General features: G+C 62.0%; 8 protein-coding genes. 6 read left to right on the plus strand and 2 right to left on the minus strand.

Annotated features, from left to right (window positions below; genetic code table 11):
- Positions 1-62: 62 nt before the first annotated feature.
- Entirely contained in the window at positions 63-1,988 is a 1,926-nt protein-coding gene (locus N436_RS02280; RefSeq protein ID WP_019096199.1) for a transglycosylase SLT domain-containing protein, read from the minus strand.
- Between the two features lie 221 nt (positions 1,989-2,209).
- Here N436_RS02280 and N436_RS02285 point away from each other — a divergent pair, with 221 nt between their 5' ends.
- On the plus strand, positions 2,210-4,138 hold the full coding sequence (locus tag N436_RS02285) for an ATP-binding cassette domain-containing protein (RefSeq protein ID WP_105945235.1): 1,929 nt from the start codon (positions 2,210-2,212) through the stop codon (positions 4,136-4,138).
- Positions 4,139-4,263: 125 nt separating this feature from the next.
- On the opposite strand, the gene N436_RS02290 is transcribed toward N436_RS02285, so the two are convergent.
- The gene (locus N436_RS02290) at positions 4,264-4,704 is read right to left on the minus strand and encodes a universal stress protein (protein WP_105945234.1); all 441 of its coding nucleotides are present in this window, start codon (positions 4,702-4,704) and stop codon (positions 4,264-4,266) included.
- Between the two features lie 110 nt (positions 4,705-4,814).
- Here N436_RS02290 and N436_RS02295 point away from each other — a divergent pair, with 110 nt between their 5' ends.
- From N436_RS02295 to topA, 5 genes are all read left to right on the plus strand, one after another.
- The gene (locus N436_RS02295) at positions 4,815-5,252 is read left to right on the plus strand and encodes a hypothetical protein (RefSeq protein WP_019096202.1); all 438 of its coding nucleotides are present in this window, start codon (positions 4,815-4,817) and stop codon (positions 5,250-5,252) included.
- Between the two features lie 611 nt (positions 5,253-5,863).
- Positions 5,864-8,011, plus strand: a complete 2,148-nt coding sequence (fadB, locus tag N436_RS02300) for a fatty acid oxidation complex subunit alpha FadB (protein ID WP_105945232.1) — start codon at positions 5,864-5,866, stop codon at positions 8,009-8,011.
- A 31-nt stretch (positions 8,012-8,042) separates the two neighbouring features.
- Complete coding sequence (gene fadA, locus N436_RS02305) at positions 8,043-9,218, plus strand: acetyl-CoA C-acyltransferase FadA (RefSeq protein WP_013971712.1); 1,176 nt, start codon at positions 8,043-8,045, stop codon at positions 9,216-9,218.
- 78 nt (positions 9,219-9,296) lie between these two features.
- Positions 9,297-9,548, plus strand: a complete 252-nt coding sequence (locus tag N436_RS02310) for a DUF1653 domain-containing protein (protein WP_025754461.1) — start codon at positions 9,297-9,299, stop codon at positions 9,546-9,548.
- A gap of 100 nt (positions 9,549-9,648) precedes the next feature.
- Positions 9,649-12,258 carry a type I DNA topoisomerase gene (gene topA / locus N436_RS02315; RefSeq protein WP_110740313.1) on the plus strand — a complete coding sequence of 870 codons (2,610 nt, stop codon included), beginning with the start codon at positions 9,649-9,651 and terminating at the stop codon, positions 12,256-12,258.
- Positions 12,259-12,334 lie beyond the last annotated feature (76 nt).

The following is a 12,334-nucleotide window of genomic DNA, read 5'->3' on the forward strand; positions in this document are numbered from 1 at the left end:
TTTGCTGCACTGGCCTCTTCGCGGGTTTACCCGCGAAGGGGCCGGTTCAGGCTCAGCAAACCTTACATGTCATCGAAATACCGCTCGTGCCAATCCACCAGCGGCTGCGGCGAATTCAGCTTCTGCCCGTAGATCACCGAATACGACAGCACGTTTTGCACATACTGGCGTGTTTCGTCGAACGGGATCGACTCCACCCACACATCGAAGCTCAGGTGCTTGGCGCCTTTCAGCCACTGGCGAACGCGCCCGGGCCCTGCGTTGTAGGCCGCCGAAGCCAGCACACGGTTGCCGTTGAACTGGCTGTGCACCTGGCTCAGGTACGCGGCGCCCAGCTGGATGTTCTTGTCCGGGTTCAGTACCTGCGCCGGTGACGCCAAGGGGATGCTGAACTTGCGCGCGGTTTCCTTGGCTGTGGCCGGCATCAGTTGCATCAGGCCGCTGGCACCCACCGGTGAGCGCGCATCCTCCATGAATGCACTTTCCTGGCGGGTGATGGCAAATACCCAGCTCGAATGCAGGCCGCGGACCTTGGCTTCGCGCACCAGCGTGTCGCGGTGGGCCATCGGGAAGCGGATGTCCAGATCGTCCCAGTACTGCGCCTGGCTGATGGTGCGGATGGCCGGGAAGTACCAACGCAGCTCATAGCCCAGGCGCGCCTGGGCAACCATTTCGTCGCGGGTGAAGTGGCGGCTCACGTGGTACCACTCGCGGCGGCCTTCGACGATCTGGCCGCGGGCGTGGAACTCCAGTGCGCGCTGGATACCGGGCGTGTTGCGTACCTTCTTGACCAGTTGCGGGCTCAGCAGCAGTGGCTTGTTGTTCAGCTGGTAAGGCGTCTGCGCCCGGTCGGCGGCGAGGAAGCCGTAGAAATCGCGCTCACGTGCCACGGTCTTGTACAGCAGCGGGATCTGCGGGTTATTCGGCTGTGCCAGCTCCAGGCTGCGTGCTTGCCAGTACTTCCAGCGGCTGCTGCTGGCCAGGTCCTGGGGTAGGCGTTTGGTCAGCTCGTAGGCGTCTTCCCAGCGGCCCAGGCGCAGCAGCAGGCGCAGGCGCCATTCGCTGACGGTGTTGTCGCGCAGTTCTGGGTCGTAGCGGGTCATCAGGTCGAGGGCGCGGGGGTCGTAGCGGCGTGCCAGGGTCAGGCCGATTTCGCGGGCGATAGCGACCTTCTCGTCGCGGGAAAAGTGCATGCGCTGGGCGTAATCGTCCAGCAAGGCCATGGCCCGCTCCGGGTCCTGGCGGGCCAGGCGGCGCAGGCCGAGGCTGACCACGTCGGACATGGCTTCGTTGACCGGGGTGAAGCGCGACGGCTGGTTGAGCAGCTCCGGTTTTTGCGCTACGTCGACCAGCAGGCGCCCTTGCGGGCCGAGGGTGGTCAGGGTCTTGACCAGGTTGTTGGCCAGGGCGTAGTTGCGCGCCTGGGCCGCCAGCTTGGTGCGTTCCCAGCGCTTGGCCTCGGTCAGCTGGCCTTCGGCGGCCCACATGCCGAACAGTGTGTCGCACGCGGCAGGTTGAGACTTGCCGACGTTCCACAGTTTGTCGGCCGTGGCGTAGCCCTCGGCACGCAACCCGTGGCTGAGCTGGTACTGGCCGTTGAGGCAGTCCAGTTCGGTGAAGTTGAGCTTGGGGTCGTAATATTTGACGAAGGTGTCCCACTCGCCCCGTTCGGCCAGCCAGCGCAACCAGCGCAGTTTCATCCAGTTGGCCTGAGGCAGGTCGCCGTGCTTGGCGAGGAAGCCTTCGATTTCCTGGTTGCTGGCGCTTTTCAGGCGGGCGGTAAGTTCGTCGTAGGCCAGGTAGGGCGTCAGCGGGTAGTCGTTCAGGGCCTGGGCGTAACGCAGGTACGGGCCTTTGTCGCCTTTGGCCAGCGCACGCTTGGCTTCGTCGTAGTACTGGCGTTGCAGGGTCAGGTCGGTGGCCTGCGCCGCGCAGGTGGCAGCGGTAAGCAGCAGGCAGGATGCAATATGTAACAGGCGGCTGCGCATGATACGTCCGGGCAGTAGAACCATGGGGAAGTGACGGCGGAGCCAGCACTGTTGAAAGCTATTGCCTTAGCTTAGCTGTTTGCCGGCAGCGGGTGAAAGCACTGTGCTTGTATCGGGATATTAAGTTCGACCAGATGTCGCCCGGCACTCGCCGGTTGGCCTGGCGGATGCCGTCGAGGGCCAAGTCAGGTAGAATGCGCGCCCGATTTATGGAGACCAACATGACCCTGCTCAAATTCAGCGATGTGTCCCTCGCATTCGGCGCCATGCCGCTGCTGGACAAAGTGTCCTGGCAGATCGCTCGTGGCGAGCGGGTGTGCATCATCGGCCGCAACGGCACCGGCAAGTCGAGCATGCTGCGCCTGGTCAAGGGCGAGCAGAAGGGCGATGACGGTGAAATCTGGCGTGCCCCGGGCCTGAAGATCGGCGAATTGCCGCAGGAACTGCCGGTGGCCGACGCGCGTACGGTGTTCGATGTGGTGGCCGCTGGCCTGGACGGCGTGGGCGAGTTGCTGGCGCAGTTCCATCACCTGAGCATGAACATCCAGGGTGACGAAGACCTGGAAAAGCTCATGCACGTCCAGCACGAGCTGGAAGCCCGCGATGGCTGGCGCCTGCAGCAGGTGGTAGAGAGCACCCTCAGCCGTCTGCAACTGCCCGCGGACAAGACCCTGGCCGAGCTGTCCGGTGGCTGGCGCCGCCGCGTGCTGCTGGCCCAGGCGCTGGTGTCCGAGCCCGACCTGTTGCTGCTCGACGAGCCCACCAACCACCTGGACATCGGTGCCATCGCCTGGCTCGAAGAAGCCCTGCGCGGCTTCAACGGTGCGGTGCTGTTCATTACCCACGACCGTTCCTTCCTGCAGAATCTGGCCACCCGTATCCTTGAGCTGGACCGTGGCGGCCTGATCGACTGGAACGGCGACTACGCCAGCTTCCTGGTGCACAAGGAGGCCGCACTGGCCGCCGAAGAAACGGCCAATGCGCTGTTCGACAAGCGTCTGGCCCAGGAAGAAGTGTGGATTCGCCAGGGCATCAAGGCCCGTCGTACCCGCAACGAAGGCCGTGTGCGTGCGCTGAAAGCCTTGCGTGTGGAGCGTGGCGAACGCCGTGAGCGCCAGGGCAAGGCCAACATCCAGATCGAGGCGGCGGAAAAGTCCGGCAAGCAGGTGATGGTGCTGGAAAACGTCAGCTTCCATCACCCTGACGGGCCGATGCTGGTCAAGGACTTCTCCATGGTCCTGCAGCGCGAGGACCGTATCGGTCTGCTGGGCGCCAACGGTACCGGCAAGACAACCTTGCTGAAGATGATGCTCGGCGACCTTGAGCCGACCGCAGGCAAGGTAGAGCGCGGCACCAAGCTCGAAGTGGCCTATTTCGACCAGATGCGCCACCAGCTCGACCTTGAAAAGACCGTGATCGACAACCTGGCCGAAGGCCGTGACTTCATCGAGATCGACGGCCAGAACCGCCACGTGCTGAGCTACCTGGGCGACTTCCTGTTCAGCCCGCAGCGTGCGCGCACGCCAGTCAAGGCGCTGTCGGGTGGTGAGCGTGCTCGCCTGCTGCTGGCCAAGCTGTTCAGCAAGCCGGCCAACCTGCTGGTGCTCGACGAACCCACCAACGACCTGGACGTGGAAACCCTCGAGTTGCTCGAAGAGGTGCTGTCCAACTACAAGGGCACTGTGCTGATCGTCAGCCACGACCGGGCCTTCCTCGACAACGTCGTCACCAGCACCCTGGTGTTCGAAGGCGAGGGCAAGGTGCGCGAGTATGTCGGTGGTTATGAGGACTGGATTCGCCAGGGTGGCTCGCCGAAGCTGCTGGGCGTGACCGAGAGCAAGGGCGGCAAGTCGGCCCTCAACAGTGCGGTGGTGGAGAAGGTCGAGGCCAAGCCTGCGCCTGTTGCTGCGCCGGTGGTGGAAGAGGCCTCGAAGAAGAAGCTCAGCTACAAGCTGCAGCGTGAGCTGGAGATGCTGCCGGGGCAGATCGACGCGCTGGAACAGCGCATGGCTGAAGCCCAGGAAGAAGTGAATGCGGCGGGCTTCTATCAGCGGCCGATTGCGGAGACTTCGGCGGTGCTGGCCAAGATCGAGAAGCTGCAGGGTGAGCTGGATGTACTGGTAGAGCGCTGGGCTGAGCTGGAAGGCTGATCGGAGCTGGCCTGTACCGGCCCTGTCGCCGGCAAGCCAGCTCCCACAGGTGCGCCACAGGCTTCAAGACTTGTGGTGTCCCTGTGGGAGCTGGCTTGCCGGCGATAGGGCCGGAACAGGTTAAATCATTCCTTCTTCAGCAACCGCACCGCCAGCACATCACACGGCGCCCCATGCAGCACGTCATTGGCCGTGGAACCCAGCAACAACGCCAGACCGTGACGGCCATGGCTGCCGACCACGATCAGGTCGCATTTCTGGTCCTTGGCCAGCTGGTGAATTTCCTGGCGCGGTTGGCCGTAGGTCAGGTGCGAGTCACCGCGCTGGATGTCCGGGTACTTGTTGAACAGTCGGTCCATGCGCTCCTTGGCCTGATCGAACTGTTGCTGTTGCAGTTGCGACAGGTCCATCGGCACGTCACCGCCAAATGCCATGGCCATCGGTTCGACGATGTGTACCAGTGACACCTTGGCGTTCGAAGGCGCGGCCAGCGCCATGGCGCGTTTGATCACCGGGTCGCATTCTTCGGTCAGGTCGACGGCGACCAACAAATGTTCGTATTGCATGAGCGGTACTCCTGACAATCGCGATAGAAGAAGTATGGTCGCTTTCGGGCGGGTCTTCCGTGAAAAATGGCTAACCAGCTCATTTGCAACGCTTTATGGGATCTACTGATATGACGGTATTGCTGGTGGTGTCAATCCTTGCGCTGATTCTCAGCCCGCTTTCCTGGCTGCGTTCCTCGCGCAAACAGAGTGAGCAGATGAAGCTGCGCCTGGAAGCAAGGCGCATGGGCCTGGCCATGCAGCTGGCGCCGCAGCAATGGCCGCACTGGCTGGAAAAGGAGCCGCCAAGCCCTTGCCCGCAGTACCACCGCGCCCGGCGCCGTGGGCACGAGGACAGCTTCAGCTTCTGGCAGGTCAGCCCGGGGGTGTGGTGGAACCAGTGGCGTGAACCCTGCGAAGACCCGCGCTTCGTGGAGGCCCTGGCGCGCTTGCCGGCGAGCGTTTACAAGGTCGAGGCGGATGCTCGGATGATCGCGTTGTACTGGACTGAGCGGGGCGATACGGCTGTATTGCAGGATGTTGCCTACGTCCTCGAAACCCTTGCCTGATACCTGCCTTGCACGGTCAGTGTAGGAGCGGGTTCACCCGCGAACACCGGCAAAGCCGGTGCCAGGCACCGCGGTGTCTGCTTCGCGGGTAAACCCGCTCCTACAGGGTGCGATGTAAATTCCAGATCATTGAACGACAAAGCGGCGGCTTGGCAGAACCCTGAAGGGGTGGGGTGCCAAGTCGCCGCTTTGCGTTCTGCTGCGCAGAAAAGGCCAGGCAGGCCGGGTATTCATTCAAGCAAGTGCCAGTGTAGCCGCCCGGGGTTGCCGTGCAAGCGGAAAGTTGCAGCACGCTGCAAGTGGCTGTGGTCAATCGCTGACATGAATGGCCGGCGATCACTGTCATCATGTTTTGTACCAAGACGATACAAAATGACTGGAAAGTCGCGTTTTCGCCATGCTCGTGAGCATTTGACAACGCCGATCTTTTCGGAGAATGTGTGCACACCCAAATCAAACGGGCGTATGAATTGAGCGTTTGTATGTCGTGACGCCAAGCCATACTTCCGACTAGCGCGCTGACGGGTGTGCCTGGGGCGGGGCAGTTAGGCCTGCTTTTGCTGCAGCGATCGGCGTGTACAGTTCAGCTTCCATATCGTGGAGATCAGTTGATGATTTACGAAGGTAAAGCCATCACGGTTAAGGCTCTTGAAAGTGGCATCGTCGAGCTCAAGTTCGACCTCAAGGGTGAGTCCGTCAACAAGTTCAACCGCCTGACCCTGAACGAGCTGCGCCAGGCCGTCGATGCCATCAAGGCCGACGCCTCGGTCAAGGGCGTGATCGTCAGCAGTGGCAAGGACGTGTTCATCGTCGGCGCCGACATCACCGAGTTCGTCGACAACTTCAAGCTGCCCGAGGCCGAACTGGTCGCCGGCAACCTGGAAGCCAACCGCATCTTCAACGCCTTCGAAGACCTCGAAGTGCCGACCGTTGCCGCCATCAACGGCATCGCCCTGGGCGGTGGCCTGGAAATGTGCCTGGCCGCCGACTACCGGGTCATGTCCACCAGCGCCAAGATCGGCCTGCCGGAAGTCAAGCTGGGTATCTACCCAGGCTTTGGCGGCACCGTGCGCCTGCCACGCCTGATCGGCTCGGACAACGCCATCGAGTGGATTGCCGCCGGCAAGGAAAACCGCGCCGAAGACGCCCTGAAAGTGGGGGCCGTCGACGCTGTGGTCGCCCCTGAGCTGCTGCTGGCCGGTGCCCTGGACCTGATCAAGCGCGCCATCAGCGGCGAGCTGGACTACAAGGCCAAGCGCCAGCCGAAGCTGGAAAAGCTCAAGCTCAATGCCATCGAGCAGATGATGGCCTTCGAAACCGCCAAGGGCTTTGTCGCTGGCCAGGCCGGCCCGAATTACCCGGCACCGGTCGAAGCCATCAAGACCATCCAGAAAGCTGCCAACTTCGGCCGCGACAAGGCGCTGGAGGTCGAAGCCGCAGGCTTTGCCAAGCTGGCCAAGACTTCGGTTGCCGAAAGCCTCATCGGCCTGTTCCTGAACGACCAGGAGCTCAAGCGCAAGGCCAAGGCGCATGACGAAATCGCCCACGACGTGAAGCAGGCTGCCGTGCTCGGCGCTGGCATCATGGGTGGCGGTATCGCTTACCAGTCGGCGGTCAAGGGCACCCCGATCCTGATGAAGGATATCCGCGAGGAAGCCATCCAGCTGGGCCTTAACGAGGCTTCCAAGCTGCTCGGCAACCGCGTCGAGAAGGGCCGCCTGACCCCGGCCAAGATGGCCGAGGCGCTCAACGCCATTCGCCCGACCCTGTCCTATGGCGATTTCGCCAATGTCGACATCGTCGTCGAAGCCGTGGTCGAGAACCCGAAAGTGAAGCAGGCCGTGCTGGCTGAAGTGGAAGGCCAGGTTAAGGACGATGCGATTCTCGCCTCCAACACCTCGACCATCTCCATCAACCTGCTGGCCAAGGCGCTCAAGCGCCCGGAAAACTTCGTCGGCATGCACTTCTTCAACCCGGTGCACATGATGCCGCTGGTGGAAGTGATCCGTGGCGAGAAGTCCAGTGAAGTGGCGGTCGCCACCACCGTGGCCTACGCCAAGAAAATGGGCAAGAACCCGATCGTGGTCAACGACTGCCCGGGCTTCTTGGTCAACCGTGTGCTGTTCCCGTACTTCGGCGGCTTCGCCAAGCTGGTCAGCGCCGGTGTCGACTTCGTGCGTATCGACAAGGTGATGGAAAAGTTCGGCTGGCCGATGGGCCCAGCGTACCTGATGGACGTGGTCGGCATCGACACCGGCCACCACGGCCGCGACGTGATGGCCGAAGGCTTCCCGGACCGTATGAAAGACGACCGCCGCTCGGCCGTCGACGCGCTGTACGAAGCCAACCGCCTGGGCCAGAAGAACGGCAAGGGCTTCTATGCCTACGAAACCGACAAGCGCGGCAAGCCGAAGAAAGTCTTCGACGCCACCGTGCTGGACGTGCTCAAGCCGGTCGTCTTCGAGCAGCGTGAAGTCACCGACGAAGACATCATCAACTGGATGATGGTCCCGCTGTGCCTGGAGACCGTGCGTTGCCTGGAAGACGGCATTGTCGAAACCGCCGCCGAAGCCGACATGGGCCTGGTCTACGGCATTGGTTTCCCTCCCTTCCGCGGTGGTGCGCTGCGCTACATCGACTCGATCGGTGTGGCCGAATTCGTTGCCCTGGCCGATCAGTACGCCGACCTGGGGCCGCTGTACCACCCGACCGCCAAGCTGCGTGAAATGGCCAAGAACGGCCAGCGCTTCTTCAACTGAGCGGTCAACGAGCTAGAGCGAGAGATTTGATATGAGCCTGAATCCAAGAGACGTGGTGATTGTCGACTTCGGTCGCACGCCAATGGGCCGCTCCAAGGGTGGCATGCACCGCAATACCCGCGCCGAAGACATGTCGGCGCACCTGATCAGCAAGCTGCTGGAACGCAACGACAAGGTCGACCCGAAAGAGGTCGAGGACGTGATCTGGGGCTGCGTCAACCAGACCCTGGAGCAGGGCTGGAACATCGCCCGCATGGCCTCGCTGATGACCCAGATCCCGCACACCTCCGCAGCCCAGACCGTCAGCCGCCTGTGTGGCTCGTCGATGAGCGCGCTGCACACGGCTGCCCAGGCGATCATGACCGGCAACGGTGATGTGTTCGTGGTCGGTGGCGTGGAGCACATGGGCCACGTCAGCATGATGCACGGCGTCGACCCCAACCCGCACCTGTCCTTGCACGCCGCCAAGGCTTCCGGGATGATGGGCCTGACTGCGGAAATGCTCGGCAAGATGCACGGCATCACCCGTGAGCAACAGGACCTGTTCGGCCTGCGTTCGCACCAGCTGGCCCACAAGGCCACGGTCGAAGGCAAGTTCAAGGACGAGATCATCCCGATGCAGGGCTACGACGAGAACGGCTTCCTGAAGGTGTTCGATTTCGACGAAACCATTCGCCCGGAAACCACCCTCGAAGGCCTGGCATCGCTCAAGCCTGCGTTCAACCCGAAAGGCGGTACCGTCACTGCCGGTACCTCGTCGCAGATCACCGACGGCGCATCGTGCATGATCGTGATGTCCGGCCAGCGCGCCATGGACCTGGGTATCCAGCCATTGGCGGTGATTCGTTCGATGGCGGTGGCCGGTGTCGACCCGGCAATCATGGGCTATGGCCCGGTGCCGTCGACCCAGAAAGCCCTCAAGCGTGCCGGCCTGACCATGGCCGATATCGACTTCATCGAGCTCAATGAAGCCTTCGCCGCACAGGCTCTGCCAGTGCTGAAAGACTTGAAAGTGCTCGACAAGATGGATGAGAAGGTTAACCTGCACGGCGGCGCCATTGCCTTGGGCCACCCGTTCGGTTGCTCCGGGGCACGTATTTCGGGCACCCTGCTCAACGTCATGAAGCAGAATGGCGGTACCCTGGGGGTGGCGACCATGTGCGTCGGCCTCGGCCAAGGTATCACCACTGTCTTCGAACGCGTCTGATCGCGTAGCGGGACAGCAGCCGGGGCCTTGTGCCCCGGTTTTTGTTTTTTTCAGGTTCAAGTCAAGAGGGTGGGCAACATGCAGATACAACCAGGCGTATACCGGCATTACAAAGGGCCTGAGTACCGTGTCTTCAGTGTTGCACGGCACTCCGAGAGCGAAGAGTGGATGGTGTTCTACCAGTGCCTGTATGGTGATTACAGCTTCTGGGTACGGCCACTTTCGATGTTCCAGGAGTCTGTCGAGGTTGACGGCGAGCAGGTGCCACGCTTTGCTTTGGTCAAGGCCGAAGAGGGGCTGCCCGGGTTGCTGGGCAAGTCGCACGCATGATCGTTCGAGCTTGACCTCACACTTTTGCCACTATATATAGCGGTGCCGCGTCTGGCACCTGACGCGTTTTTCATCTTCAGATTCAGGAATACTCCGATCCATGGGCAAATCGCTGGTCATTGTGGAATCCCCGGCCAAGGCCAAGACCATCAACAAGTACCTGGGCAACCAGTACGTGGTGAAGTCGAGTATCGGCCATATCCGAGACCTCCCCACCAGCGGTTCGGCCAGCGCGAGCAAAGAGCCAGCCGCCAAGCGTGGCAAGGCCGCGGGTGAGGCTCCGGCCCTTTCGCCAAAAGAAAAGGCCCGTCGCCAGCTGGTGGCACGCATGGGTGTCGACCCTGACCATGGCTGGAAGGCCAAGTACGAGATCCTGCCTGGCAAGGAAAAGGTGATCGAAGAGCTGCGCCGCCTGGCCAAGGATGCCGACACCATCTATCTCGCAACCGACTTGGACCGCGAAGGGGAAGCCATTGCCTGGCACCTGCGCGAAGCCATCGGTGGTGACGACACCCGCTACAAGCGCGTGGTGTTCAACGAAATTACCAAGAAGGCCATCCAGGAGGCCTTCTCGCAGCCAGGCGAGCTGGATATCGACCGGGTCAACGCCCAGCAGGCGCGCCGTTTCCTCGACCGTGTGGTCGGTTACATGGTTTCGCCGCTGCTGTGGGCCAAGATTGCCCGTGGCCTGTCTGCCGGCCGCGTGCAGTCGGTGGCGGTAAAGCTGGTGGTGGAGCGCGAGCGCGAAATCCGCGCGTTCATCCCGGAAGAGTACTGGGAGATCCACGCCGACCTGGGCACCGCCAAAAACGCCAAGGTGCGTTTCGAGGTGGCGCGCGAGAAGGGTGAGGCGTTCAAACCGCTGAACGAAGCCCAGGCCATGGCGGCGCTGGAGAAGCTCAAGGCTTCCAGCTACAGCGTGGTCAAGCGTGAAGACCGCCCGACCAGCAGCAAGCCATCGGCACCGTTCATTACCTCCACCCTGCAGCAGGCGGCCAGTAACCGCCTGGGCTTCGGGGTGAAGAAAACCATGATGATGGCCCAGCGTTTGTACGAAGCCGGCTACATCACGTATATGCGTACCGACTCGACCAACCTGTCGGCCGATGCCCTGGACATGGCGCGCAGCTACATCGAGCGCGAGTTCGGCAAGCAGTACCTGCCGGAAGCACCGCTGGTATACGGCAGCAAGGAAGGCGCTCAGGAAGCGCACGAAGCGATTCGTCCTTCTGACGTGAATACCCACCCGACCAAGCTCAGTGGCATGGAGCGTGACGCCGAGCGCCTGTACGAGCTGATCTGGCGCCAGTTCCTGGCCTGCCAGATGCCGCCGGCGCAGTACCTGTCCACCAGCGTCACCGTGGCGGCTGGCGACTTCGAGCTGCGTGCCAAGGGCCGCATTCTCAAGTTCGACGGTTACACCCGCGTGCTGCCACAGCAGAGCAAGCCGGGCGAAGATGACGTGCTGCCAGAAATGGTCCAGGGCGAAGCGCTGAAGCTGATCCAGATCGACCCGAGCCAGCACTTCACCAAGCCGCCGGCGCGCTTCACCGAAGCCAGCCTGGTCAAGGAAATGGAAAAGCGCGGCATTGGCCGGCCCTCGACCTATGCGGCGATCATCTCGACCATTCAGGACCGTGGTTATGTGACCTTGCACAACCGCCGCTTCTATTCCGAGAAGATGGGCGACATCGTCACCGAGCGGTTGTCCGAGAGTTTCTCCAACCTGATGGACTACGGCTTTACCGCCGACATGGAAGAGAACCTCGACGACGTGGCCCAGGGTGAGCGGGACTGGAAAAACGTGCTCGACGAGTTCTACGGCGACTTCAGCAAGAAGCTGCAGACTGCCGAGTCCAGCGAAAACGGCATGCGCGCCAACCAGCCGACCATGACCAACATTGCCTGTAAGGAGTGTGGCCGGCCGATGATGATCCGCACCGCTTCCACGGGTGTGTTCCTGGGTTGCTCGGGTTACAGCCTGCCGCCGAAAGAGCGCTGCAAGGCCACCGTCAACCTGGTGCCGGGTGACGAGATTGCCGCTGATGACGAGGGCGAATCGGAATCCCGCGTGTTGCTGGGCAAGCACCGCTGCCCGATTTGCGCCACGGCGATGGATGCCTACCTGCTCGATGAGAAGCACAAGCTGCACATCTGCGGTAACAACCCGGATTGCGCTGGCTACGAGATCGAGGAAGGCAACTACCGCATCAAGGGCTACGAAGGGCCGAGCCTGGAGTGCGACAAGTGCGGCAGCGAGATGCAATTGAAAACCGGCCGGTTCGGCAAGTTCTTCGGTTGCACCAATGCAACGTGCAAGAACACCCGCAAGCTGCTCAAGAGTGGTGAGGCTGCCCCGCCGAAGATGGACAAGGTGGACATGCCGGAGCTCAAGTGCGAAAAGGTCGACGACACCTACGTGCTGCGTGACGGCGCTTCGGGGTTGTTCCTGGCCGCCAGCCAGTTCCCGAAAAACCGCGAAACCCGTGCGCCGTTGGTGCTGGAAATTGTGCCGCACAAGCATGAGATCGACCCCAAGTACCACTTCCTGTGCGAAGCGCCGCAGAAAGACCCGGAAGGCCGCCCGGCGGTAATCCGCTACAGCCGCAAGACCAAGGAGCAGTACGTGCAGTCCGAGGTCGATGGCAAGCCGACCGGCTGGAAGGCGTTCTACGACGGGAATGCGTGGAAGGTTGAAGACAAGCGCTGATTCTTCAGTGCAGTAATTGGGGCCGCTTTGCGGCCCCAATCATTTATGATGCATGTACTCGCCTTGCAGCCTTAGG

The sequence above is a fragment of the Pseudomonas sp. RV120224-01b genome, assembly GCF_003208145.1.
Taxonomy (GTDB): Bacteria; Pseudomonadota; Gammaproteobacteria; order Pseudomonadales; family Pseudomonadaceae; genus Aquipseudomonas; species Aquipseudomonas monteilii.